This is a genomic window from Streptomyces racemochromogenes (assembly GCF_039535215.1).
Taxonomy (GTDB): Bacteria; Actinomycetota; Actinomycetes; order Streptomycetales; family Streptomycetaceae; genus Streptomyces; species Streptomyces racemochromogenes.
Genome location: NZ_BAAAWT010000001.1, coordinates 4,793,062 through 4,817,444, shown reverse-complemented (window position 1 = coordinate 4,817,444; position 24,383 = coordinate 4,793,062). Strand labels below are relative to the sequence as shown.

Genomic DNA, 24,383 nt, shown 5'->3' with positions numbered 1-24,383 from the left:
GGAGCCCACACAGCATGTCCAAGATCAAGCCGGCCAAGGGCTCCCCGTACGCCCGCATCCTCGGTGTCGGCGGCTACCGCCCGACCCGGGTGGTGCCCAACGAGGTCATCCTCGAGACGATCGACTCCTCCGACGAGTGGATCCGCTCCCGTTCGGGCATCGCGTCCCGGCACTGGGCCTCGCCCCAGGAGACGGTCGCGGCGATGTCGGTGGAGGCCTCCGGCAAGGCGCTCGCCGACGCCGGCGTGTCCCCCGAGCAGATCGGTGCGGTGATCGTCTCGACGGTCTCGCACTTCAAGCAGACCCCGGCGGTCGCGACGGAGATCGCGCACCGGATCGGCGCGGGCAAGCCCGCCGCGTTCGACATCTCGGCGGGCTGTGCCGGCTTCGGCTACGGCCTGACGCTCGCCAAGGGCCTGGTGGTGGAAGGTTCCGCCCAGTACGTGCTCGTCATCGGTGTCGAGCGGCTCTCGGACCTGACCGACCTGGAGGACCGCGCGACGGCCTTCCTGTTCGGCGACGGTGCCGGCGCCGTGGTCGTCGGCCCCTCGGACGAGCCGGCCATCGGCCCCACGGTGTGGGGTTCGGAGGGCGACAAGTCCGAGACCATCAAGCAGACCGTGCCGTGGGACGAGTTCCGCAGCACGGACACCGCCCAGAAGTTCCCGGCCATCACGCAGGAGGGTCAGGCGGTCTTCCGCTGGGCCGTCTTCGAGATGGCCAAGGTGGCCCAGCAGGCGCTCGACGCCGCCGGGATCACCCCGGACGACCTGGACGTCTTCATCCCGCACCAGGCCAACATGCGGATCATCGACTCGATGGTGAAGACTCTCAAGCTGCCGGAGCACGTCACGGTCGCCCGTGACGTCGAAACCACCGGCAACACGTCGGCCGCCTCGATTCCGCTCGCCATGGAGCGGCTCCTGGCGACCGGAGCGGCGAAGAGCGGCGACACCGCGCTCGTCATCGGCTTCGGGGCGGGGCTCGTCTACGCCGCGACGGTCGTTACCCTCCCCTAGGGCCGGGATCACTTCCCACCCTGATCCACCAGTTAGCTACAGAAGGAGCGCCACATGGCCGCCACGCAGGCAGAAATCGTCGAGGGTCTCGCGGAGATCGTCAACGAGATCGCGGGCATCCCGGTCGAGGACGTCGAGACCGACAAGTCCTTCACCGACGACCTGGACGTCGACTCGCTGTCCATGGTCGAGGTCGTCGTCGCCGCCGAAGAGCGCTTCGACGTCAAGATCCCCGACGAGGACGTCAAGAACCTCAAGACGGTCGGCGACGCCGCCGACTACATCCTGAAGCACCAGGCTGCCTGAGCCTGACGAGCGTTTGTCGCCACCCGGCGGTGGCGCCGTGACAATTCAGCACCCCCTTAGACGTGGAGAAAGAATTCCTGTGAGCCCGACCAATCGCACCGTGGTCGTCACCGGTATCGGCGCAACCACTCCGCTGGGTGGCGACAGCGCTTCGACCTGGGAAGGTCTGCTCGCCGGCCGGTCCGGCGTCTCGCCCCTGGAGGGCGAGCGCTTCGCCGAACTGCCGGTCCGCATCGCCGCCCAGGCCGCTGTGGACCCGGGTGAGGTACTCCCCCGCCCGCTGGCCCGCAAGCTCGACCGCTCGGCGCAGTTCGCCCTCATCGCGGCCCGCGAGGCCTGGGCCGACGCGGGTTACACCGCCCCGGCCGGCGAGGACGAAGCCGTCGTCCCCGAGCGCCTGGGCACCGTGATCGCCTCCGGCATCGGCGGTGTCACCACCCTGCTCGACCAGTACGACGTACTGAAGGAGAAGGGTGTGCGCCGGGTCTCCCCGCACACCGTTCCCATGCTCATGCCGAACGGCCCCTCGGCCAACGTCGGCCTCGAGGTCAACGCCCGCGCCGGTGTGCACACCCCGGTCAGCGCGTGCGCTTCGGGCGCCGAGGCCATCGGCTACGCCGTCGAGATGATCCGTACCGGGCGTGCCGACGTGGTCGTCGCCGGCGGTACCGAGGCGGCGATCCACCCGCTGCCGATCGCGGCGTTCGCCAACATGATGGCGATGTCCAAGAACAACGAGAGCCCCACCACGGCCTCCCGCCCGTACGACAAGGGCCGCGACGGCTTCGTCCTCGGCGAGGGTGCCGGCGTCGTGGTGCTGGAGTCCGCCGAGCACGCGGCCAAGCGCGGCGCCCGCGTCTACTGCGAGGTGCTGGGCCAGGGCCTGTCCGCGGACAGCCACCACATCGCGCAGCCGGAGCCGACGGGCCGCGGTGTCGCCGCCGCCCTGCAGAACCTGCTCGACAACACGCAGCTGGACCCGTCCGAGCTGGTCCACGTCAACGCGCACGCCACGTCCACCCCGCAGGGGGACACGGCCGAGGTGAAGGCCCTGCGCAAGGTCCTGGGCGACGACCTCGACCACATCGCGATCTCCGCGACCAAGTCGATGACCGGTCACCTGCTGGGCGGCGCGGGCGGCATCGAGACCGTCGCGACCGTGCTGGCGCTGTACCACCGGATCGCCCCGCCGACGATCAACGTCGACGAGCTGGACGACGACATCGACGCGGACATCGTGCTCGGCGAGCCGCGCAAGCTGCCCGTCGACGGCCCGATCTCCGCGATCAACAACTCCTTCGGCTTCGGCGGCCACAACGTGAGCCTCGCGTTCCGCACCGTCTGATCCCGTACCACGACGAAGGCCCCGCCCGGCAGCTGCCGGGCGGGGCCTTCGTCGTGGTACGGGGCGGCTAGACGACCTGGTGGAGCCAGCGGACCGGGGCGCCCTCGCCCGCGTAGCGGAAGGGCTCCAGTTCGTCGTCCCAGGGCTTGCCGAGCAGTTTGGCGATCTCCGCTTCCAGGTCGGTCTCGCCGCGCGTGGACCGGGCCAGCGCCGCGCGCAGCCGGTCCTCGGGGATCAGGATGTCACCGTGCATGCCGGTGACGGCGTGGTAGATGCCCAGCTCCGGGGTGGAGCTGTAGCGCTCGCCCTCGGCGGTGGGGCAGGGTTCGGCGGTCACCTCGAAGCGGAGCAGGTGCCAGCCGCGCAGGGCGGAGGCGAGTTTCGAGGCGGTACCCGCCTCGGCCTGCCAGGAGAACTCGGCTCTCCAGGTACCGGGGGAGGCGGGCTGCCTGATCCAGTCGAGGTTCACCCGCACCCCGAGCACGCCCGCAACGGCCCATTCCACGTGCGGGCAGAGCGCACGCGGTGCGGAATGCACGTACAGAACTCCACGTGTCGTCACCGGGACCTCCAGTGTGGGACGAGGTCGGGAATAAACTCCAGAAAACGGACAGTATGTGACGTGATGTAATGTAACGGAAATTATTTGACATTGCGCTACGGCACCTGCGGCCGAAACGCCACGGGAAAAAGCTACCGTGCGCCAGGGGTCATGGTGTGACGTACGGTCGCTCCGAGGCCCGTAAACGCAGAGCATTCACTCAGCAGGACGCCCCCGGAAGCACGGGGGCGACGAGGGAGGACCACCCGATGCGCACCACCGCCGTCCGCCGTCGCGCACGCCGGACGTCCGCGGGCCTGGCGGTGGCCCTCCTGGCCGCGACGGTCACGGGCTGTGACTCCACCGCCCCGCCGGCCGGGGGTGACCGGGGCGCGCAGGCCGCGCCCCGCTGGAACACCGCGCCCGCCTCGGTCGCCGCCGTCGGCGACTCCATCACCCGTGGTTTCGACGCCTGTTCCGTACTGGCCGACTGCCCGGAGGTCTCCTGGGCCACCGGCAGCGATCCCGCCGTGCGCTCGCTGGCCGCCCGGCTGCTGGGCGACGCCGAGGTGCCCGCGCGGAGCTGGAACTACGCGGTGACCGGCTCGCGCATGGCGGACCTACCGGGGCAGGTGGCCACGGCCGCGCAGCACAAGCCCGGCCTGGTCACGGTCATGGTGGGCTCGAACGACGCCTGCCGGCCCACGCCTTCGTCGATGACCCCGGTGGCCGAGTTCCGCGCCGATTTCGAGCGCGCCCTGAAGGAACTGCGGGGCGCGTCGCCGCAGTCCCAGGTGTACGTGTCCTCCGTGCCGGACCTCCAGCGGCTGTGGCAGCAGGGCAAGGACGACCCGCTCGTCCGGCAGGTCTGGAAGCTGGGGATCTGTCAGTCCATGCTGGCCGAACCGCTGTCGGCCGAGGCGGGGGCCACCGCCCGCCGGGAGAAGGTGCGGGCGCGGGTGGTCGAGTACAACGAGGTGCTGCGCGAGGTGTGCGCGGCCGACGCGCTGTGCCGCTACGACGGCGGGGCCGTCTTCCAGTACCCGTTCGGGGCGGAGCAGCTGAGCCACTGGGACTGGTTCCACCCGGGCCGGGACGGGCAGGCGCGGCTCGCCGAACTCGCGCACCGACAGGTGACGGCGGCGGCGCCGCCGCGTTGACGCGCGGAGGGCCGGAGGCGCTGTCAGGGTTCGCCTCCGGCCCGGTTCACGGGTTGTTTCCGGCCAATTGCGCGCTACGGCGTGTCGTGGCGGCCCGCGGTCACAGGCCGAGGGTGGCGGTCAGCCGGGTGTCGGCGTGCGAGCGGCTCGCGCGGACTTCGTAGGTGCCGCCGATCCGGCGCCAGGCGTGCGCCTGCTCGTCCCAGATCTCGAAGGCCCGGGCGGGCAGCTCGATCTCCGCCTCGACGCTCTCGCCGGGGCCGGCCTCCACGGCCGCGAAGCCGGCCAGCCAGCTCGCCGGGCGGCCGTCGCGGTCGTCGGCGGGCGCCAGGTAGACCTGGACCACCTCGCGGCCCGGCCGGGTCCCGGTGTTGGTGAGCCGGACCCGCACCCGGTCGGGGCCCGCCTCCAGGGACTCGTACGCCCAGTCGGTGTAGCCCAGGCCGTGCCCGAACGGGTAGGCGGGCTCCACCCCCCGCGCCTCGTACGCCCGGTAGCCGATGAACAGCCCCTCGTGGTACTCCAGCCGCCCCCCGTCGGGGACGACCTCGGTGACGGGCGCGTCGGCGAGCGCGGCGGGCCAGGTGGTGGGCAGCCGCCCGCCCGGCTCCGCCCGGCCCAGGAGTACGTCGGCCAGCGCGGCCCCGCCCTCCTGCCCGGGGAACCAGGTCAGCAGCACGGCGGCGACCTCCCCGCGCCAGGGCAGCTCCACCGGGGAGCCGGCGTTGACGACGACCACGGTGTTCGGGTTGGCGGCGGCGACGGCCCGCACCAGGTCGTCCTGGCGGCCGGGCAGGGCCAGGTCCCGCCGGTCGAAGCCCTCGGACTCCACCCGCTCGGTGGTGGCGACGACCACGACGGCCGTGTCGGCGTCGCGCGCTGCCTCCACCGCCTCGGCGATCAGCTCGTCGGCGTCGCGCCGCGGCCCCAGGTGGAGCAGGGAGAACATGACCGCCCGCAGCGGCAGCGCGCTCAGGTCGGGCACCTGGTAAGTCAGCGACACCTCGACCGGCTCGCCCGCGGTGAGGAGGACCCTGGCACGTTCGCTGGGCGCCCCGAAGAAGGCCTCGAAGGGGTCGGCCTCGTCGCCCATCTCCTGGACGCCCTCCCACAGGACGCGGCCGCCGACGGCGAGGGTGAAGGCGCCCAGGCCGCGGGTGCCGAAGGCGTGCTCGCCGCTCTCCCGCGGCACGTAGGTACCGGTGACCTCGATGGAGGCCATCGTCTCGTACGAGGCCCCCTCGGGCAGGTCGTCGCCGATCCACTGCACCTGCCCGCTCGGCAGGCCGCCCTCGCCGACGACGGCCCCGGCGGCGTCACGGCAGACGGCGCGCAGTTCGAAGCCCTGCCCGGCGGGGACGAGTTCGTCGCTCGGGTCGGCGCCGACGGCGAAGGTGAGCGCGCCCTCGGGCAGCGCGGCGGTGAGCCCGTCGAGCGGGGACAGCACCCGCTCGGGGAAGACGGTCGCGGAACCGCCCCCCAGGACGCGGGCGTCGCGGGCGGCGGCGCCGATCAGGGCGACGGTGCGGCCGGGGCCGGCGTCCAGCGGGAGGGCGCCGGCTTCGTTGCGTACGAGGACGGACCCGCGGGCGGCCAGCTCGCGGGCCAGTGCCTGCCCGTCGACCGGGGCCGGCGGCCGGGGGACGGCGGCGGGGGCGCCCTCCAGGAGGCCCACGCGGGCCGCGAGCCGCAGGACGTTGCGCACGGCGGTGTCGACGGCGGACTCGGGGACCTCCCCGGCGCGGACGGCGGCGGCGAGGGCGGGACCGTAGACGGTCTGCGGGCCGGGCATGGCCACGTCGAGGCCGCCGAGGATGTCCCCGGTGGTGGAGCGTGCGGCCATCCAGTCGGAGACGTTGCAGCCGTCGAAGCCCCACTCGCCGCGCAGGACCTCGTTCACCAGGTGGTGGTGCTCGGTCATGGTCGTGCCGTTGACCCGGTTGTAGGCGGTCATGACGCCCCAGGGGCGGGCGTTCTTGACGATGGCCTCGAAGGGGGCGAGGTAGACCTCGCGCAGCGGGCGGGGGGCGATGACGCTGTCGACGGTGAAGCGTTCGGTCTCGGCGTCGTTGCCGACGAAGTGCTTGACGGTGGTGCCGACGCCGCCGTCCTGGACGCCGTTGACGTAGCCGCTGCCGATGGCGCCGGTGAGGTGGGGGTCCTCGGAGTAGCACTCGAAGTGACGGCCGCCGAGCGGGGAGCGGTGCAGGTTGACGGTGGGCGCGAGGAGGACGTGGACGCCCTTGCGGCGGGCCTCCTGGGCGAGCAGCTGGCCGGCGCGGCGGGCGAGGTCCGGGTCCCAGGAGGCGGCGAGGGCGGTCGGGGAGGGCAGGGCGATCGAGGGGTCGTCGGCGGTCCAGCGCACGCCGCGGACCCCGACGGGGCCGTCGGACATGACCAGGGAGCCGAGCCCGATGCCGGGGAGGGCGGGCAGGGTCCACATGTCCTGGCCGGACAGCAGGCGGGCCTTGGTGTCGAGGTCCAGCTTGCCCAGCGCGGTTTCCACGGCGTCCTCGCGGGCCTGCTCGTCGCTGCCTTCTTGGCGTACCTGATCGGCATCGGTCACGGCCGTGCCTCCTCGTCGATGGGGTGCGGGTGCGGTGCGGTCGGGCCCCATCGTGGACCTGCTACCTGTAGAACGGTAGGGCTTGTAATCTCTTCGTGATGTCATCATGTCGTACGGTCCTGCTGGCAGGTGTGAGCGGAAGGGGTGCCGGCGATGGCCAGGGCGAAGAGCGAGGAGCGGCGCGGCGAGATCGTCCGCGCGGCGGTCGAGGTGATCGCCGAGCGCGGCTACCGGGGCGCCTCCCTGGGCTCCGTCGCCGAACGCGTCGGTCTCACCCAGCAGGGGCTGCTGCACTACTTCCCCACCAAGGAGGCCCTGCTCGTCGCCGTCCTGGAGGAACGCGACCGCTGGGACACCGGGGGCGGCTCGCGCGCCGCCGCCGGCACCTGGCGCCTGGACCTGCTGGAATCGCTGGTCGAGTACAACGCCATGCGCCCCGGCATCGTGCAGACCTTCTCGGCCCTGCTCGGCGAGAGCGTCACCGACGGGCACCCGGCCCGCGACTTCTTCACCGACCGGTACGCGCAGGTGCGCGCGGAGATGGGCGCGCTGCTGCGCGCCGAGTTCGGCGACCGGCTGCCCTCCGGCCTCACCCCGGAGCAGGCCGCTCCGCTGCTGACGGCGGTGATGGACGGCCTCCAGTACCAGTGGCTGCTCGCCCCGGAATCGGTGGACATGCCCGCCGCGTTCCGCTCGTTCATCACCCTCCTGAGGGGCCCCGGCGCATAGTCGCGCCGCCCGAGCGGGCATCCTTTCCCCGAACTTCTAGTGGGGGGACACGAGATGGAGTCACACGAGCCGACCGGACACCCGGCGGCCGGGGCGCACGAGCAGCCCGAGAAGAAGGTCGCCTGGTCGGAACTCTTCTTCGACCTGGTGCTCGTCTTCGCCGTCACCCAGGTCTCCGCCCTGCTGCACCACGACCACGGCTGGGCCGGCACCGGCCGCGCCCTGATCGTCTTCGTGCCCGTCTACTGGGTGTGGGTCGGCAACACCGTCCACGCCAACACCCACGACGCGGACCGGCCGCTGAACCGCATCGCGCTCTTCGCCGCCGGGCTGTGCGGCCTGCTGATGGCCCTCGCCCTGCCCGAGGCCTTCGGGGACCGCGGGATCCTCCTCGCCGGCGCCTACTTCTGCGCCCGCCTGGTGCTCGCCGCGCTCGCCCACGGCCGCAGCCGCCGCCTGCGGCCCACCCCCGTGACCCTGTCCGTGCTGGTCAGCGGGCCGCTCATGCTGGCCGGAGCCTTCCTCGACGGTGGGCTCCGCGTCGGACTGTGGGCCCTGGCCGCCGCCGTGGACCTGGCCGCGCCCCGCCTGACCCGCTCCAGCATGGTCCGGCTGAACCTCGACTCGGGCCACCTCGCCGAGCGGTTCGGCCTGTTCGTGATGATCGCGCTCGGCGAATCCATCGTCGCCGTCGGCGCCCCGGTGGCCACCGCCCCCGACCTCGACACGGGCACCCTGACGGCCGTCGCCCTGGCCTTCGTCCTCGTCTGCAGCCTGTGGTGGGTGTACTTCCACCTGGCCGCCGGAGCCGTCCGGCACGGGCTGGAGACCGCCGCCGTACGGGCCGACGTGGCCCGGCAGGTCCTGTCGTACGGCCACCTCTCCCTGATCGCCTCGATCATCGCGGTGGCCGTCGGCATGGCCGAGGCCGTCGCCCACCCCGGGGCCCGGCTGCCGCTCGGCGTCGCCGCCCTGCTGTACGGCGGCTGCGCCCTCTACCTCGCCACCTTCGGGTACACCCGCTGGCACCTGTTCCGCTCCTGGTCGGTGACCCGGCTGGCGGCCGCCGCGGCCGTGCTGGCCCTGCTGCCGGTGGCCGCGCTGCTGCCCTCCCTCGGGGCGCTCGCGCTGCTGACCCTCCTCGTCACCGCCCTCAACCTGGCGGAGCTGGGCCTGGTGCGCCGCCAGGGCACCCTCCCCGGGGGCCGGGCCGAGGAGACCCCGCGGGCCTTGGCATCCTGAGGCCATGAAGATCGCCGCCGCGCAGCTCACCTGCATCCCCGCCGACGTCACCGCCAACTGCGCCGGCGCCGCCGCCCTCGCCGACCGGGCCCGCGAGCGGGGCGCGGAGCTGGTGGTGTTCCCGGAACTCACGCTCACCGGGTACCAGCTGGAGGCCCTCGCCGCCGACCCCGGCCTGTGGCTGGCCGACGCCGAGGACCCCCGCCTGGACGGGCTGCGCTCCACCGGGATCGCCGTGGCGGTCAACGCCGCCCTGCGCACCGCCGGGCCGCTGCCCGCCCTCGCGACCCTGGTGTACGACGCGGACGGCGCGCACGTGACGACGTACGCGAAGCAGCACCTCTACCAGCACGAGCAGGGCGCCTTCGCCGCGGGCACCGCCGACGGCCGCTTCGAGCTCGGCGGCGTCCGCTTCTCGCTGGGGGTCTGCTTCGACAACCACTTCCCGGACCTCGCGGGCCGGGCCGCGGCCGACGGCTGCACGGTGCACCTGGCGAGCTCCCTGTACGGCACGGGCGACGGCATCGCCGAGCGGGCCACCGTGTACCCCGGGATCGCGAAGGAGCACGGCCTGTACGTGGTCCTCGCCAACCACGTCGGCCCGGCGGGCCCCTGGACGGGCTGCGGCGGCGCGGCCGTCTGGTCCCCGGACGGCACCCTCCTCGCCGAGGCGGGCGCCGACGGCCCGGACGTGGTCACGGCCGTCGTCCCCGCGGCCTGAGAGCTCGGGGCCTTCCCCCTGGGAGCCGCTCGGGCCCCGGGCCGTCCCCCTCCGCGTCCCCGCCCGGTCTACGCCGCGGGCCCCGGGCCGTCGCCGGTGCGGGGCGGGCTCTGGCCCGGATGACCGGCGCGGAGCCGCTCGGCGAGGGCGTCGAGGTGCTGCGGGCCCGTCAGGACGGACACCACCGCCTCCTGCATGCGGTGGAGGGCGGCCGCGTCCCGGCGCAGCGCGCGAAGGCGCACGCGCAACCGCGGCCGCGTCCGCCAGGGCTGCCACAGCGCCCCGAGCAGCAACTGGGCGGTGGCCTGCCGGTACTCCTCGCAGGCCACCGTCAGCTCGTCGAGCGGCGCACCGAGCACACCGCCCAGCCGGGCGTCGACCGCCCGGAGGACCTCGCACCGCAGGGCATGCTCCGCGCCGCCGCCGGCGAAGTCCAGGACCCGGCGGGGCACACCGGCCGAGAGGGCGGCCACCACCAGCTCCGCGACCGCCTCCCGCTGCGCCCGCTCGGCGTCCCGGCCGTCCTCCAGGACCGCCACCGCTCCGAAGCGCGCCGCGACGGGCGCCCGCACCCCCGCCGGCTGCCGCGCCGGGCCCTCCCGCCGGCTCGGCGCGATACCGTACACCTCGTCGCGCACCGCCGTGACGCGGAGCAGCTGCTGCATGACCGCCGCCCGCAGCTCGCGGCGTTCCTGGGTCCTGGACAGGTGGTGGGTCACCGCGGCGCCGACGACGCCGCCGGCCGTCGTGTACGCCAGGTCCATCCAGCCGGGCATGGGCGCCGCCTCAGGGTGCCGGGAGCGGGCAGGTCCTCGCGACGCCGAAGCCTAGGCGGGCCCGGCACGCTCCGGAAGACGGCCCCCGGCCGCGTCCGGCAGGAGGTGCTTCGCGCCCCACTCCCCCAGCGCCTCCAGGGCCCCGTTCAGCTCCTCGCCGAGCGGGGTCAGGGAGTACTCCACGCGCGGCGGGACCTCGTCGTACACCTCGCGGTGGACTATGCCGTCGGTCTCCAGCTCGCGCAGCTGCGCCGCGAGCACCTTCTCCGACACCCCCGGGACCAGCCGGCGCAGCTCGCCGAAGCGGCGGCGCGGACCACGCTCCAGCTCCCACAAGAGGGAGACCTTCCACTTGCCGTCGATCACCGCCATCGCCGCGGCGATCCCGCAGTGATCCGCCCCCGGCCTCCGTACCACCGCCATCGCGCACACCCCTCCCACCTGCTCGCTCACCTCGGGGTAACCACCCACTCCGAAGTGCGTACTTGAGCGCTCCACCGCCCGCAACCAGGCTAAACGGCATGACCGACACACACGTGACGAACCGTCCGCTCACCCTGCTCGGCCTCGGCGACATGGGCACCGCCCTGGCCCGCACCTGGCTCGCCGCCGGGCACCCCCTGACCGTCTGGAACCGCACCGCCGCCAAGGCCGACGCCCTGGCCGCCGAGGGCGCCGCCGTCGCCGCGAGCCCCGCCGAGGCCGTCGCCGCGAACACCCTCGTCGTGCTCTGCCTGCTCGACGACGCCAGCGTCGGGGCCACCCTCGACGGCATCGACCTCACCGGCAAGGACCTGGTCAACCTCACCACCGGCACCCCCGCCGAGGGCCGCGCACGGGCCGCCTGGGCCGAGGCCCGCGGAGCCCGTTTCCTGGACTCCGGGATCATGGCCACGCCCGCGATGATCGGCGTCCCCGAAGCCGGCGGGTACGTCTTCCACAGCGGTTGCCGCGCCCTCTTCGACGCCCACCGGGCCACCCTCGAGGTCCCGGCGGGGGCCCGCTTCGTCGGCGAGGACCCCGGGCACGCGGCCCTGCACGACGTGGCGCTGCTCAGCGCGATGTACGGGCTGTTCGCGGGGGTCTCGCACGCCTACGCGCTGATCGAGGGCGAGGAGATCGCCCCCGGGTCCCTGGCGCCGCTGCTGTCGGAGTGGCTGGGCGCGATGGGCTTCTTCGTCGGCAACGCCGCCGACCGGCTGGCCTGCCGGGACTTCACCACCGGGGTGGTGTCCAACCTGGCCATGCAGGTCGCCGGCAGCGGCACCCTGCTGCGCGCCTCCGCCGAGCAGGGGGTCAGCGCCGAGCTGGTCCGCCCGTACCTGGACCTGATGCGCGAGCGCCTGGAGGCCGACCCGGCGGCCCACGCGGGCGAGGACACCACCGGGGCGATCACCCTGCTGCGGCGCCGGTAGCCACGGTCAGCCCTGGGCGTAGGGGTTGGCGGCCTGCCCGTGGGGCCCGGGACCCTGGGCGTACGGGTTGGCGCCCTGCCCGTAGGGGGCCTGACGGTGCGAGGCCTGCCCGCTCGGGGCCTGACCGTAGGGGGCCTGCCCGTACGGAGCCTGCCCGTTCGGGGCCTGACCGTGCGGGGCCTGGCCGTAAGGGCCGTGCGCCTGGGACTGCCCGTACGGCTGCTGGCCGTACGGCCCCTGGGGCGCCGCCGGGCCCGTGCCGTACTGCTGCCCGCCGGGCCCGTCGTCGCCGTCCGGCCCGTCCTCGGACCCGTCCTCGGAGGAATCCGCTCCGACCAGCTCCCGCGCCATCAGCGTCGCCCCCGCCACCGCGCCGGGCATCAGGAACACCGCGACGAACGGGACCAGGAACAGCAGCACCAGCGGCACGCCGAAGCCCAGCGCCTGCGCCCGCCGCGCGCGCAGCAGGACCAGCTGCTCGGCCAGGTCCACCCGGCGCCGCTGGAGGGCGACGGAGGTGAGCTCCTGGGTGAGGAAGAAGCCGGACACGCAGAACCCGATCGCGGGCACCACGGTCTGTCCGATCACCGGGATGAAGCCGAGGGCGAAGAGCAGGATCCCGTACAGCATCACCCGCACCAGCAGCCGCGCGCTGTCCCGGGCGGAGATCCACACGTCCTCCCAGAACGAGCGCCCCGACTCGGGGACCTCGCCGCCCTCGGTCCGGTCGACCTGCTCGGAGAGGGACTCGTAGAAGGGCTGCCCGACCAGCAGGGTCACGGCGGTGAAGGTGATCACCGAGAGGAAGAGCCCGAGGGAGACGACCACGGCCGTCAGGAAGCCCCGGAACACCTTCAGCCAGCCCGAGGACCAGTCCGAGGCGAAGGGCGTGGCCCACCGGACGAAGTCGTCGGCGCCGTAGAGCAGGCCGACGAGCGCGGCGGCGTACAGCGCCAGCGCGACGAGGCCCGGCAACAGGCCGAAGCCCAGCCAGCGGCCGTTCCGGAACACCCATCTCTGTCCGGCCAGCAAGTACCGGAAGCCCCCCGCAAGATCACGCATGGGGCCAGTTTATGGGCCGGGTACGGCGAAGGCCGCACCCCCTGGGGGGTGCGGCCTTCACCAGGCGTGTGACGCGGTCACAGACGTCAGGCGACGTTCAGCTCGACCGTGATGTTGCCTCGGGTGGCCTTGGAGTACGGGCAGATCTGGTCGGCCTTCTCGACCAGGTCCTTGGCCGTGGCGGCGTCCACGTTCGGGATGGAGGCCGTCAGCTTGACGATGATGCCGAAGCCCTCGTCGTTCTTGCCGATGCCGACCTCGGCGGTCACGGTGGAGCCCGTGACGTCGAGGTTCTCGTTGCGGGCGGCGACGCTGAGGGCACCCTGGAAGCAGGCGCTGTAGCCGGCGGCGAACAGCTGCTCCGGGTTGGTGCCGGCGCCGCTGCCGCCGAGCTCCTTCGGCGGGTTCACGACGACGTCGAGCTGGCCGTCGTTGGTGGCGACGCGGCCGTCACGGCCGTTCTCGGCGGTGGCGACGGCCGTGTACGCGACGTCGGTCTGCGTGATGGACATGAAGACTTCCTCCAGATGAATCGCCGCGATGCGCGCCCACGATCGCGACGGTCGTGGGGTGAGCCTAACCCGAGAAGGAAACGATCATCTTTCCGGTGTTCTCCCCGCGCAGCATTCCGAGGAAGGCCTCGGTGGCGTTCTCGACGCCCTCGACGACCGTCTCGTCGTAGCGGAGCTCGCCGGAGGCCAGCCATCCGGCCACGTCCTTGACGAACTGCTGCTGCAGTCCGTAGTGGTCGCCGACGAGGATGCCCTGGAGGCGCAGCCGCTTGCCGATGACCATCATGAGGTTGCTCGGGCCCGGGGCCGGCACGGTGTCGTTGTACCCGGCGATGGCGCCGCAGAGGGTGGCGCGGCCGTGGACGTTCATGGCGGAGATGGCCGCCTCCAGGTGGTCGCCGCCGACGTTGTCGAAGTAGACGTCGACGCCGCCGGGGGCCGCCGCGGGGAGCTGCTCGGCGACGGGGGCGTTCTTGTAGTTGAAGGCGGCGTCGAAGCCGTACTTCTCCGTGAGGAGGGTCACCTTCTCGTCCGAGCCGGCGGAGCCGATCACCCGGGAGGCGCCCTTGATCTTCGCGAACTGGCCGACGAGGCTGCCGACCGCGCCCGCCGCGCCGGAGACGAAGACGGAGTCGCCCTCCTTGAAGGAGGCGACCTCGAAGAGGCCCGCGTAGGCGGTCAGGCCCGGCATGCCGAGGACGCCGAGGTAGGCGGAGAGCGGGGCGAGGGAGGCGTCGACCTTGGTGGCGTGCTGCGCGTCCACGTCGGCGTACTCGCGCCAGCCCAGGGGGTGCAGGACGTGGTCGCCGGCCTGGAAGCCCTCGGCGGCGGAGGCGACGACCTCGCCGACCGCTCCGCCCTGCATCGGCTGGTCGAGCTCGAAGGGCGGGATGTAGGACTTGCCCTCGTTCATCCGGCCGCGCATGTAGGGGTCCACCGACATGTGGAGGTTGCGCACCAGGATCCGGCCGGGGGCGGGCTCGGCGGAGACGGGCACCTCGCGCAGGGCGAAGTCCTCGGCCACGGGCCAGCCCTGCGGACGGCGGACGAGGTGCCACTCGCGGCTGACGGCGGGGATCTGAGACATGAGGGACTCCTGGGGGAACGAAGATTTACTTCAGAACGTGAAACAACCATGCGCCTGGATATTTCATGTTGTCAAGTAAACGGGTACCCTGGAGCCATGCCCAGTCGTCGCGCAGACCCAGTCACCGTCGAGGTCGTCGAGCTCATCGGCGACGTCGTGGCCCGCTACCACATGGAGTACGAGGAGGCGGCCGCCCGCCACCAGCTCACCGGGGCCCAGGCCAAGGTGCTGAACCTGCTCTCCCTGGAGCCGCTGCCCATGCGGCGCATCGCGCAGAAGCTGCGCTGCGAGCCCTCGAACGTGACCGGCATCATCGACCGGCTGGAGACCCGGGGCCTGGTCGAACGCCGCCCGGACCCGGCCGACCGCCGGGTGAAGCTGGCCGCCCCCACGGAGGCGGGCGTCGAGACGGCGGAGCGGCTGCGCGAGTCCCTGGACTTCGCGCGCGAGCCCCTGGCCGGCCTCTCGGAGGAGGAGCGTACGGCGCTCCGCGACCTGCTCAGGCGCATGCTGGCCTGAACCGGGTACCGGCCAGCCGGGCCGGGCGGGCAGGGACGCCGGGACGGACGGGCCGAACGCCGGCCGGGGGCCGGTGCCGGCAGACCGCGCCGGGCCCTCTACCGCCGCACCGGGCCGCCGGGCCACCGGCGGGCCCGATCAGCAGAAGATCCAGAAGACGCATTCCTCTGTCGGCTCGGGCTTCGGCTTGCCCGGCTTGGTCTTCGCCGGGGACGGCTTCACCGTGCCCGTGGGGCCCGGCGCGGGCTGCTCCGACCTGGACGGCTGTACGGACGTCCCCCCGCCGGAACCTTTCTGCGAGGGCGTCGCCGCCGAGGCGGAGGCGCTCGCGCTCGCCGAAGGCGTCGCCGAGCCGCTCGGGCTCCCGCTGGGCCGGGCCGTCTTCGCCGCCCCGCCGGAGGCCTTCGGCAGGACCGCCGGCACGGAGGGCCCCGCCACGCTCGGCACCGCGTCGGGCTGCTTGGGCCCGCTGTCGGTCAGCACCACCTTGTCGGCCCGGTCGACGCCCTCGTCGTCCCCGACGATCCGGGCCACGGCGATCGAGCCCCCGGCCGCGAGCACCACCCCCAGGCCGAGCGCCAGCACGCCCCGGCCGCGCCTGCGGCGGGTGGCGGCCCGCTTGCGAGTGCCCGCCCGGCCCTCCGGGGGGCCCGACAGCACGACGAGCGAATCGGCGAACACCTCGGCCAGCGCGGGCTGCGGCTCGGGACCCCGGCCCGGCGCGCTGGGCGCCGCGACCTCCAGGTGCTCGGCCGGCGTTCCGCACCCGGCGCAGGCGAGCGCGCCGTTGAGGTGCCTCTGACATGCGGGACAGAAGTAGTTCATGGCGCCCACAAACTATGCGGTCCCCGGCAACATAAGCATTCCGGGATCGTAAGGATCCTGTGTGGAATCGTTACGTCCATGACAGCGACCCCGAATCCGGGACGGCCCGCGACCTTCGGGCCGGCCGCCTTCCAGCTGGTGCTGCTGCGCAGGATGGCCGACTTCCAGCCCGGCCTCGCCGAGGAGGCCCGGCTGCGCCTGGGCGCCTCGCTCGCGGAGCAGCGGGAGGCCAACCGGCGCTGGCAGGCCATGGTGCGCTCGCCCCGCTCCCGCGGGGCCCTGGCGCGCTACCGGTCGGTGCTGGGGCCGCCGGAGGCCGCGCAGCCGCGCCGGATCGGGGACCTGGAGTGCGAGGCCCTGCTGTGGCCGGTTCCGCTGTGGCCGGAGCTGCGGTTCGAGGTGCTGGCCGCACCGGACGGGGCGGTGTGGAACGAGTGGCTGGTCCGGGCCCCGGGCGCGCGGGGGCCCGTACTGGAGACGGCCGGGGACCTGCTGCCCTGGTCGGCGACGGTGGACGAGGTGGCCCGGGCCTTCGCGCCGGCGCGGCCGATGGAGGGCACGGCGCCGACGCGCTGGCGGCTCGCGTTCACCGAGTCGGGCCGGCCGCTGGTCGCGGAGTTCACGTACGGGCTGCTCCAGCGGGTGGAGGAGGGGACGGCCTAGCGGAGGGGACGGCCTAGCTGCGCAGGAAGGCGCGGACCCCGGCCGAGGTGGTGTCGTCGCCGAGCAGGTCGTTGTGCTTCAGGCAGCCGACCGGCGTGTTGAGGGCGCCGGAGAGCGGGACGCTGCTGTCGGGGTTGACCACCTCGTCGCAGTCCGACCAGAAGGTGGCGTACTTGACCGCGCCCGGCGTCTCGTCGCCCGCCGCCAGGTTCTTCACCACGTACGAGCCGGGGGTCATGTCGCGGCACGCCTGGTCCCACAGGGCGCAGGCCCAGGCGGTGGACGTGCCGTGGTTGGGGCCGGCCAGCGAGATCCAGTGGTCCACGGTCGCGGCGCCGCCGCCGTACTTGACGTACCAGCGGCTGACGAGCGATCCGAAGGAGTGCCCCACGACGTCCACGCGCGCGGCGCCGGTCTGCCGGCGCACCTGGTCGACGTAGGCGGCGAGGCGGCCCGAGAGCACCTCGTTGACGGACTGGTGGGTGTCGTAGCCGAAGGAGAAGAGCTGGGAGTCCGCGTAGCCGTCGGCCCTCAGGTCCTCGCGCAGGGACCCCCAGACCCCCGGGTCGGCGTTGTACCCGTGGACGAGCACCACGGGATTGCGGGCGGTGGGCGTGTCGGCCGCCGGTCCGGCGGCCGCCCGGGCCGGAAAGGGCGCCAGGAGGGCCGGGCAGAGGGTCAGGAACGCCAGCGTTCTCTGGCGGGGCGTCAGCATCGGGTCCCCTTTACCTTGTTACGGGCGAGTAGCGCGGATGGTCCGCGCATGCTGCTGCCTGTCGGTACAGAAATCCACCCCCGTGCAGCACCCACCGCCCGTACGACACGCCCCACCCGGAGCATTCCAACGGGCGATATGACCTATTTATCCGAGAAGATGTGGAGTGCGATCGGCAGCTGCCGGTCTCATCCTTCGTCAGCGCTCTCGGGAGGATCTGCCGTGACCGTCAGTCTTGAGCAGTTGCGCCGCTGCCACGTCGCCGTCGACCTGGGAGCCGCGAGGACCCGCGTCTACGTCAAGGGAGCCGGACTGGTCGTCGACGAGCCCAGCGTCGCCGCGGTCAACACCCGCACCGGCGCCCTCATCGCCGTCGGCACCTTCGCCGAACGGATGACCGGACGCACCCCCGACTACATCCGCGTCGTGCGCCCCGTCTCCGGCGGCACCGTCGTCGACATCGAGATGGCCCAGCGGATGCTGCGCCACCTCCTCGGCGAGAAACTGCGCCGCGCCCTGCGCCGCAAGCCCCGCCTGCGCGCCGCCTGCTGCACCCCGCACGACGCCGACCCGCTCGCCCAGCGGGCGGCCGTGGAGACCATGGTCGGCCTCGGCGCCCGGCGCGTCGAACTCGTCGACACCCTCATCGCGGCCGCCGTCGGCTGCGGCCTGCCCGTGGAACAGCCGACCGCGACCATGATCATGGTCTGTGGAGCGGCCGCCACCCAGATCGCCGTGCTCTCCCTCGGCTCGATCGTCACCGCCGAACGCATCCCCGTCGGCGGCGAGGCCATCGACCACGCCGTCGTCCAGCACCTGCGCCACGCCCACGAGCTGATGCTGCCCAGCCAGGCCGTACGCCCCCTCCAGCTGGCCCTGCACGGCAACGGCATCACCCCCGAAGGCCCCGCCTCCACCCTGATCCACGGCCGCGACGTGGCCACCGGGCTCGCCCGCTCCGTCCACGTCGACACCGCCGCCGTCCGGGACGCCATCCACACCCCGCTCACCGCCGTCCTCGACGGCATCGGCAAGGTGCTCCGCGACTGCCCGCCCGACCTGGTCGCCGACCTGACGGACAAGGGGATCATGATGGTGGGTGGCAGCGCCCTGCTGCCGGGCCTCGACCAGATGCTGCGGGACTCCACCGGAATGCCCGTCGCCATCGCCGAACGGCCAGACGTGTGCGCCGTGCTGGGACTCGGCGCGATGCTGGAAGGAAAGATCGCCCCCATGGTCCTCAACCCGCTGGCCGGATGACCCTGGACGGACCCGCCGGAGCCGACGACGGTGCCGGCTCCGGTGGGGCCGGTGCGCCTTCGAGCAGCCTCCCGGTCCTGCTGGAGGCGGTGCTCAGCGTCGGCTCCGAACTGGAGCTGCGCACCACCCTCCAGCACGTCGTGGACTCCGCCACCGAGCTGTGCGGGGCCCGGTACGGAGCGCTCGGGGTCGTCGACCCCGAGCGCGCCCGGCTGACCCAGCTGTTCACCTCCGGAATGACCGAAGCCGAACGGGCCGCCGTCCCCCGCCTGCCCGACGGCCGCTCCGGCGTGCTCGGAGCCCTGATCAGCGACCCCCGGCCACTGCTGCTCGACGACCTCACGAAGGACCCCCGCTCGGCCGGCTTCCCGCCCGGCCACCCGCCCATGCGCAGCTTCCTCGGCGTGCCCATCCGGGTGCACACCGAGGTCTTCGGCAACCTCTACCTCACCGAGAAGCGCGGCGGCGGCCCCTTCACCGACGAGGACCTCGCCCTGATGCGCGTACTGGCCTCGCAGGCCGGGATAGCGATCGGCAACGCCCGGCTGTACGAGACCGCCCGCCGACGCGAACGCTGGATCGAGGGCGCCGCCGCCGTCACCACCACCCTGCTGGCGGGACGCCCCGCGGCCGACGCCCTGATGTGCGTCGCCGAACGCGCCCGGCTGCTCGCGGACGCGGCGGCCGGCGTCATCCTCCAGCCCACCCCGGAGGGCGGCATGGAGATCGTCGCCGCCTCCACCCACGGCGACCCCGGCGACCTGGTCGGCACCGCCATCGCACCCGGCTCACCGGTGCTGGTCCAACTGCTGGGCGGCGAACCCGTCTTCATAGAGGACTCCGCCACCGACCCCCGCATGACCACCCACGTGCGCGAACGCTTCGGGCCGAGCATGATGCTGCCGCTACAGAGCGGCGGACAGCTGATCGGCACCCTCGCCCTGCCCAGGGCCCGGGGCGGCCAGCCGTACGACGCGGTGGACCGGCTGCTGGCCTCCCAGTTCGCCTCCCAGGCCGCGCTGGCCCTGGTCCTCGCCGACGCGCAGCACGACCGCGAGCAGCTGGCCGTCTACGAGGACCGGGACCGCATCGCGCGCGACCTGCACGACCTGGTGGTGCAGCGGCTGTTCGCCACCGAGATGATGCTGGAGAGCACCCGGCGGCGCTCGGCCAACGCCGCGGCCGGCGACGACGGGGCCGGGGACGAGGTCGGGGAGGAACTGGGCCGCGCGGTGGACGAGCTGGACTCCACCATCCAGGAGGTCCGCACGGCCATCTTCGCCCTCCAGCAACCCCCGAGCGACGCCCCCACCACCTTCCGCGGACGGGTGCTCCGCGAGACGGGCGGAGCCGCGGTGCTGCTGGGCTTCCAGCCGTCGGTGCACTTCGCGGGCGCGGTCGACGCCCTCCTCCCGGACCCCGTCACCACGGCCCTCCTCTCCACCCTGCGCAGCGCCCTGGCAGCGGCCCACCGCCGCAGCGAGGTCACGTCGATCGAGGTAGAGGTCGACGCCACCCCCTCCCGCGTCCGCCTCACGGTCTCCGACGACGGCCGCACGGAAACGGGCACGCGGGGAACGACGGTGGTGTGGGAGGCGGGGCTGTAGGGGGCGTCCCCACGGCGCGGGCCCGCTATCTCCCCCGCGAGGTACCAGGGCTGGGCGGTGGTTGCCCACCCGCCTCCCTGTCTGCGGGCCGGAGGCCGGGGGCGGTAGCCCCCTGGACCGGATCAGAGCAGGTTGGGGGCTTCCCGTCAGTCCCATCGTCCTTCCGGTTCGGGCCGGCCTGTCAAGGGCGCTCCTTCGTCGCGTCGCTACGCGATGTCGCTTCGCTCCACCCTTGACATACCGACCCGCTCCGGAAAGCCGAAAGACTGCCGGGAAACCCCCAAAGAAACGGCACGGTCCATCGTTGGAGCAACGGGTCCCTCAGCGATGAGACGAGGGGCCGGGCGCCGGCCCGCCGGGCATCCGGGCCCCCGATCCATGTTTCCGGGCCAGGGCGCGACTACCCGCACGAGAGGTTGATCAGGGCCCCCTCCAGACCACCCAGACGCGACAGATCGCTACGCGCTCCTCATTCTCGGCGTCCGACGACCGTCCGTGGCTGATCCCCGCACCAAAGGACGAACCGAGCAGCCCGAGGTGCCGCCCGGCGCGTCAGATCGCTACGCGCTCCTCGGATCTCGGCGTCCGGCGGCCGTCCTGGGCTGATACCTGCACCACGTGCCGACCAGAGCAGTGTGCGGTCGACTCAGCGGATGACGGGGCCGTTTCCGGCTCGCCAGTCGTTCAGGCGTTTGCGGATGCTGGGAACCATCGGGAGTCCGTCGGTCTCGTGGGGTGCGAACCAGGCGACCTCGAAGGATTCGTCGGACGTGCGGAGGGTGCCGCCGGTGGGTCGGGCGAGGAGGCAGATGGAGAACTCCTGACGGACCTCGCCGTCGTCGTAGGCGAAGACGTGGCCGGGGTTCGTGTAGGTGCCGACGATGCCGGTGATCTCAACCGTGATGCCGGTCTCCTCATAGGTTTCCCGGACCGCGCAGTCGCCGATGGACTCGCCGAGTTCCATCTTGCCGCCGGGAAGGGCCCACATCCCGTTGTCGCTGCGGCGCTGGAGCAGCACTCGGCCGTCGTCGTCCACCACGACGGCGGATGCGGCGGGCACGAGGCTGTTGGCCGGCGGGGCGCTGGGGTCGTCTTCGTAGTCACGCCTGGGCATTGCTCTCCCTGATGTCGGTGCCGCGGCGCCACAGCTCCTCGACGTGTGCAGAGAACCGGTCGAACATGCCGTCCGCCTGACGACGTCGCAGGTGCATCATGGGCGAATCGTGGCCAATCTGGCGGGCCAGGATGGGGGTCACGATCATCTCGTCGTCGAACCTGAACACCGAGAGGTTCACGTGCCCCGTCTCGAACCGTCCTTCAATGCCGCTGACATCACTCAGCTTCGACAACTCGTTCAAGGTCACGGAAATCCGAGTCGAGAGCGTCAGCGGGACACCTTCCTCCGCTTCCCGGGCTGCGGTGACGGGGCTGTCGGGATCTCCGATGAGGAACCGGACGCGACAGCCACCCAAGGCCTTCCGGCGCAGAGCACCTGCGAAGTTGGCCTGCTCCAGCCACAAGAAGTAGTTGGTGTATCCAGCGAACACCAGGTCGTGCTGCGCCTTCGTGACCAGTGAGCGCCACAGGCTTGAGGGAGCGGCAGACCGGTAGGGAAAGACCTGAACTATCTCCTTGTCAGGGCCGCTTGTGAGAGCCGATCGAACGGCGTTGGGCCACAAGGCCGTCTCCTCCTCTCCTAGTGCCTCGCAGGCTGCCCATCGATGGCGGGCGTGAGGAACGCGGTGCGGCTCTGTGATCCACCGTCCGACCGTCTTCGCGTCCACCCCGCAGGCTTCTGCGAGTTGCTTTTCCGTCATCTTGGCATTCGCCATCGCGCGGCGGAGTGCGTGATTCAAAGGTCTCTCCACAGGCCGTCCGGGACGCAGGAGACGCTAGCGGCGAACCGTCCCAAACGTCCCGCAAACGGAGTGGAAACGCCCCCACGTGGGATCCACGATCGGTTCGACGCCACCTGAACTGGAGGAGTGATGAAGATTCTCAATGCCCATGGCGCCAGGGATGTCCCATGGCAGCAGCCTGTAACACCGGCTGAGCCCAGCGCGGAACTCCTCGACCGGGCCCGTGCCGGCTGGGAGCGTTTCCTCAGCAGCCTTGAGGCGGCGTCCGATGAGTGACTGCTACGAGTACGTCCCCCACCGCCTCCTCCGCCGTCGTGTCCGTGACATCGCCTCCGGCACCGAAGGCGTGTTGATGGCTGTGATCAATGAGAACGTATCCGACACCGGCATCGAACGCTGGATGGAGCTCGCCTACATCCGCAACGCCTCTGGTCGCGAGTTCACCACTGCCGCCACCAACGTCGAACCCGCGCCGGATCAGCCCAAGACGGCCGCCGGACGCTGAGGAAAGAGAAGCGCGTAGCGATCTGTCGCGTCTGGGTGGTCTGGAGAGGGCTCTGATCAACCTCTCGTGCGGGTAGCCGCGCACCCGGTCCGGAATTGCCGCTCCTGAGGGCCCGGATGCCCGGCGGGCCGGCCACCGGCTCCTCGTCTCAGCGCTGAGACGCCCGCCCCTCCAAGGATCGTCCGTCCCGTTTCTTTGGGGGTTTCCCGGCAGTCTTTCGGCTTTCCGGTTCGGGTCGGCCTGTCAAGGGTGGCCGAAGGCCATCGCGAAGCGACGCGACGAAGGAGCGCCCTTGACAGGCCGGCCCGAACCGGAAGGACGATGGGACTGACGGGAAGCCCCCAACCGGCTCTGAGACGGGGCGAGGGGATCCCGCCCCCGCACCACCGCCCCGCACCCAGGGAGGCGGGTGGGCAACCCCCGCCCCACCCCACGGGGTCGAGGGGGAGATAGCGGGCCCCCGCCGAGAGCCAGTCGATGGCCCCGCGTGCCCGCTGCGCCTAGGGTGGGCGGGTGACGACCCGTCTGTCGGCCCGTGCCGCCATCGCCGCCCTCATCGACCCCGACTCGTTCGCCGAACTCCCCGTCCCGCGTGCGGAGTCGCCCGCCGACGGGCCCATCGGCTGGGCCGGGTACGACGCCTCCCGGGCCCGGGCCGGTGCGCGGACCGGCGAGTCGGAGTCGGTGGTCATCGGCACCGCCCTCGTCGGGGGCCGGCCGGCCACCGTGATCTCCTTCGAGTTCGGCTTCCTCGGCGGATCCCTCGGGCAGCGCACCGGAGACCGGCTCGAAGCCGCGTACACGCACGCTCGGGAGCAGCGGCTGCCGCTGGTGTCCCTGATCGCGACCGGCGGCTCGCGGATGCAGGAGGGGATGCTCGCGCTGACCCAGCTCCAGCGGGTGGCGCGGCAGTGCGTGCTCACCCGGGCCGCCGGGCTGCCGCAGATCGCGGTGCTGCGCGACCCCACCACCGGCGGCGGGTGGGCCACCCTCGGGGCGGGGGCCGATGTCGTGCTGGCGCTGCCGGGGGCGCAGGTCGGCTTCGCCGGGTCCCGGGTGCGGCCGGCGGACGCCGATCCGGCGGCGTACACCGCCGAGGGGCAGTACGGGGCCGGGCACGTCGACGCCGTCGTCCCCCCGGCGGAGCTTCCGGGGACGGTGGCGGACTGGCTGCGGGTGCTGGGCGCGCCCCGGCCCGCCGGGCCCGCCACGCCCGTCGAGCCCCCGGCCGCGCTGGCCGGCGTCACGCCCCCGGAGACCGGCTGGGACGCCGTCCGGCAGGCCCGGCGCCCGGACCGCCCGCGGGCGCAGGCGTACCTGGACGCGTACTTCGAGCTGCGCCTCCCGCTGCGCGGGGACCGGGCCGGGGCCGCCGACCCGGGGATGCTGTGCGGGTTCGGGCTGCGCGGGGGGCGGGCGGTCGCGTACGCCGCCCAGTGCGGCACGGCCACCCGTCCGGCGGGCTACCGTACGGCGGTCCGGGTGATCCGGCTGGCGGACCGGCTCGGGATCCCGGTGCTCACCCTGGTGGACACCCCGGGCGCGGCCAACGACGCGGCGGCCGAGCACGCCGGTGCCGGGCCGGCCATCGCCGACACGTTCGCGGCGCTCGCAGAGGCCTCCGTGCCGGTGACCACCCTGCTGATCGGGGAGGGCGGCTCCGGCGGGGCGCTGGCCCTGGCCGCGCCGGGGAACACCTGGGTGACCCCGGACAGCTACTTCTCGGTGATCGCCCCGGAGCTGGCGGCCGCCATCCTCAAGCGTCCCGTCGAGGAGGCCCCCGCCACGGCGGAGCAGCTGCGCATCCGGCCGCAGGACCTGGTCGCGCTGGGCGTGGCCCGGGGAATCGTTCCTCCCGCGGGCTGACCCCGGCGGCTGTCGCCGCCCGCCGGTCTCACCCACTGAACGCGCCTTCCGGCCTCCGGAGTTGGCGACGTACGCTCCGCCAC

The 24,383-nt window shown here is 73.0% G+C and carries 24 protein-coding genes and 1 pseudogene; 14 read left to right on the top strand and 11 right to left on the bottom strand.

Translation table 11 applies throughout. The annotated features are described in order from the left end of the window. The first annotated feature begins 14 nt into the window (after positions 1-14). The 3 genes from ABD973_RS22170 (at position 15) to fabF (ending at position 2,670) form a co-directional block, all read left to right on the top strand. On the top strand, positions 15-1,019 hold the full coding sequence (locus ABD973_RS22170) for a ketoacyl-ACP synthase III (protein ID WP_125821040.1): 1,005 nt from the start codon (positions 15-17) through the stop codon (positions 1,017-1,019). Positions 1,020-1,073: 54 nt separating this feature from the next. After that, positions 1,074-1,325, top strand: a complete 252-nt coding sequence (locus ABD973_RS22165) for an acyl carrier protein (RefSeq protein ID WP_125595168.1) — start codon at positions 1,074-1,076, stop codon at positions 1,323-1,325. 79 nt (positions 1,326-1,404) lie between these two features. Then, positions 1,405-2,670, top strand: coding sequence for a beta-ketoacyl-ACP synthase II (fabF, locus tag ABD973_RS22160; protein ID WP_125595169.1), 1,266 nt, complete (start codon positions 1,405-1,407; stop codon positions 2,668-2,670). Between the two features lie 67 nt (positions 2,671-2,737). Here fabF and ABD973_RS22155 read toward each other — a convergent pair whose 3' ends face one another. Then, on the bottom strand, positions 2,738-3,232 hold the full coding sequence (locus tag ABD973_RS22155) for a DUF3145 domain-containing protein (RefSeq protein WP_345501688.1): 495 nt from the start codon (positions 3,230-3,232) through the stop codon (positions 2,738-2,740). 248 nt (positions 3,233-3,480) lie between these two features. Here ABD973_RS22155 and ABD973_RS22150 point away from each other — a divergent pair, with 248 nt between their 5' ends. Next, positions 3,481-4,371 carry an SGNH/GDSL hydrolase family protein gene (locus ABD973_RS22150; RefSeq protein WP_125821041.1) on the top strand — a complete coding sequence of 297 codons (891 nt, stop codon included), beginning with the start codon at positions 3,481-3,483 and terminating at the stop codon, positions 4,369-4,371. Between the two features lie 100 nt (positions 4,372-4,471). Here the strand turns inward: ABD973_RS22150 and ABD973_RS22145 are convergent, their stop codons facing one another. After that, positions 4,472-6,937 (bottom strand): glycoside hydrolase family 3 protein, encoded by a 2,466-nt coding sequence (locus ABD973_RS22145; protein ID WP_345501684.1) that lies wholly within the window; start codon positions 6,935-6,937, stop codon positions 4,472-4,474. A gap of 153 nt (positions 6,938-7,090) precedes the next feature. Here ABD973_RS22145 and ABD973_RS22140 point away from each other — a divergent pair, with 153 nt between their 5' ends. The 3 genes from ABD973_RS22140 to ABD973_RS22130 are packed head-to-tail and all read left to right on the top strand — an operon-like array spanning position 7,091 to position 9,629. Further along, complete coding sequence (locus ABD973_RS22140; RefSeq protein ID WP_125595172.1) at positions 7,091-7,666, top strand: TetR/AcrR family transcriptional regulator; 576 nt, start codon at positions 7,091-7,093, stop codon at positions 7,664-7,666. Between the two features lie 54 nt (positions 7,667-7,720). Next, positions 7,721-8,908, top strand: a complete 1,188-nt coding sequence (locus tag ABD973_RS22135) for a low temperature requirement protein A (protein WP_345501682.1) — start codon at positions 7,721-7,723, stop codon at positions 8,906-8,908. Between the two features lie 4 nt (positions 8,909-8,912). Continuing rightward, positions 8,913-9,629 (top strand): carbon-nitrogen hydrolase family protein, encoded by a 717-nt coding sequence (locus ABD973_RS22130; protein WP_345501681.1) that lies wholly within the window; start codon positions 8,913-8,915, stop codon positions 9,627-9,629. Positions 9,630-9,697: 68 nt separating this feature from the next. Here the strand turns inward: ABD973_RS22130 and ABD973_RS22125 are convergent, their stop codons facing one another. Both ABD973_RS22125 and ABD973_RS22120 read right to left on the bottom strand, forming a co-directional pair. Next, positions 9,698-10,405, bottom strand: coding sequence for a hypothetical protein (locus ABD973_RS22125; RefSeq protein ID WP_345501680.1), 708 nt, complete (start codon positions 10,403-10,405; stop codon positions 9,698-9,700). Between the two features lie 51 nt (positions 10,406-10,456). Next, positions 10,457-10,828: a winged helix-turn-helix transcriptional regulator gene (locus ABD973_RS22120; RefSeq protein WP_345504686.1), complete on the bottom strand. Its 372-nt coding sequence runs from the start codon at positions 10,826-10,828 to the stop codon at positions 10,457-10,459. Between the two features lie 98 nt (positions 10,829-10,926). On the opposite strand from ABD973_RS22120, the gene ABD973_RS22115 reads away from it, so the two are divergent. Next, entirely contained in the window at positions 10,927-11,820 is an 894-nt protein-coding gene (locus ABD973_RS22115; RefSeq protein ID WP_345501678.1) for an imine reductase family protein, read from the top strand. A 237-nt stretch (positions 11,821-12,057) separates the two neighbouring features. Here ABD973_RS22115 and ABD973_RS22110 read toward each other — a convergent pair. The 3 genes and pseudogenes from ABD973_RS22110 to ABD973_RS22100 form a co-directional block, all read right to left on the bottom strand. Then, positions 12,058-12,882 (bottom strand): annotated as a pseudogene (locus ABD973_RS22110) (EI24 domain-containing protein); the annotation flags it as partial. Positions 12,883-12,968: 86 nt separating this feature from the next. After that, positions 12,969-13,394: an organic hydroperoxide resistance protein gene (locus ABD973_RS22105; RefSeq protein ID WP_007263921.1), complete on the bottom strand. Its 426-nt coding sequence runs from the start codon at positions 13,392-13,394 to the stop codon at positions 12,969-12,971. A 64-nt stretch (positions 13,395-13,458) separates the two neighbouring features. Beyond that, a complete protein-coding gene (locus ABD973_RS22100; protein WP_125821047.1) occupies positions 13,459-14,481 on the bottom strand; it encodes an NADP-dependent oxidoreductase in 1,023 nt (340 codons plus the stop codon). A 96-nt stretch (positions 14,482-14,577) separates the two neighbouring features. Between ABD973_RS22100 and ABD973_RS22095 the strand changes: the two genes are divergently transcribed. Next, complete coding sequence (locus ABD973_RS22095) at positions 14,578-15,000, top strand: MarR family winged helix-turn-helix transcriptional regulator (protein ID WP_125595179.1); 423 nt, start codon at positions 14,578-14,580, stop codon at positions 14,998-15,000. Positions 15,001-15,138: 138 nt separating this feature from the next. Here the strand turns inward: ABD973_RS22095 and ABD973_RS22090 are convergent, their stop codons facing one another. Continuing rightward, positions 15,139-15,825: an SCO2400 family protein gene (locus ABD973_RS22090; protein ID WP_345501673.1), complete on the bottom strand. Its 687-nt coding sequence runs from the start codon at positions 15,823-15,825 to the stop codon at positions 15,139-15,141. Between the two features lie 78 nt (positions 15,826-15,903). Between ABD973_RS22090 and ABD973_RS22085 the strand changes: the two genes are divergently transcribed. Then, positions 15,904-16,488, top strand: coding sequence for an RNA-binding protein (locus ABD973_RS22085; protein ID WP_345501671.1), 585 nt, complete (start codon positions 15,904-15,906; stop codon positions 16,486-16,488). A 13-nt stretch (positions 16,489-16,501) separates the two neighbouring features. On the opposite strand, the gene ABD973_RS22080 is transcribed toward ABD973_RS22085, so the two are convergent. Further along, a complete protein-coding gene (locus ABD973_RS22080) occupies positions 16,502-17,203 on the bottom strand; it encodes an esterase/lipase family protein (protein WP_125821050.1) in 702 nt (233 codons plus the stop codon). Positions 17,204-17,425: 222 nt separating this feature from the next. Here ABD973_RS22080 and ABD973_RS22075 point away from each other — a divergent pair, with 222 nt between their 5' ends. Then, positions 17,426-18,463, top strand: coding sequence for a rod shape-determining protein (locus ABD973_RS22075; RefSeq protein WP_125595183.1), 1,038 nt, complete (start codon positions 17,426-17,428; stop codon positions 18,461-18,463). Beyond that, complete coding sequence (locus ABD973_RS22070) at positions 18,460-20,070, top strand: sensor histidine kinase (protein WP_345501668.1); 1,611 nt, start codon at positions 18,460-18,462, stop codon at positions 20,068-20,070. The genes ABD973_RS22075 and ABD973_RS22070 overlap by 4 nt, the downstream gene beginning before the upstream one ends. A 646-nt stretch (positions 20,071-20,716) precedes the next feature. Here the strand turns inward: ABD973_RS22070 and ABD973_RS22065 are convergent. Together ABD973_RS22065 and ABD973_RS22060 are read right to left on the bottom strand one after the other, a co-directional pair. Then, positions 20,717-21,184 (bottom strand): NUDIX hydrolase, encoded by a 468-nt coding sequence (locus ABD973_RS22065; RefSeq protein WP_345501666.1) that lies wholly within the window; start codon positions 21,182-21,184, stop codon positions 20,717-20,719. Continuing rightward, the gene (locus ABD973_RS22060; RefSeq protein ID WP_345501664.1) at positions 21,171-21,926 is read right to left on the bottom strand and encodes an XRE family transcriptional regulator; all 756 of its coding nucleotides are present in this window, start codon (positions 21,924-21,926) and stop codon (positions 21,171-21,173) included. Before ABD973_RS22060 ends, ABD973_RS22065 begins: the two co-directional genes overlap by 14 nt. 271 nt (positions 21,927-22,197) lie before the next feature. On the opposite strand from ABD973_RS22060, the gene ABD973_RS22055 reads away from it, so the two are divergent. Both ABD973_RS22055 and ABD973_RS22050 read left to right on the top strand, forming a co-directional pair. Beyond that, a complete protein-coding gene (locus tag ABD973_RS22055) occupies positions 22,198-22,434 on the top strand; it encodes a hypothetical protein (protein WP_345501662.1) in 237 nt (78 codons plus the stop codon). Between the two features lie 513 nt (positions 22,435-22,947). Next, positions 22,948-24,300 carry a carboxyl transferase domain-containing protein gene (locus tag ABD973_RS22050; RefSeq protein WP_345501660.1) on the top strand — a complete coding sequence of 451 codons (1,353 nt, stop codon included), beginning with the start codon at positions 22,948-22,950 and terminating at the stop codon, positions 24,298-24,300. Positions 24,301-24,383 lie beyond the last annotated feature (83 nt).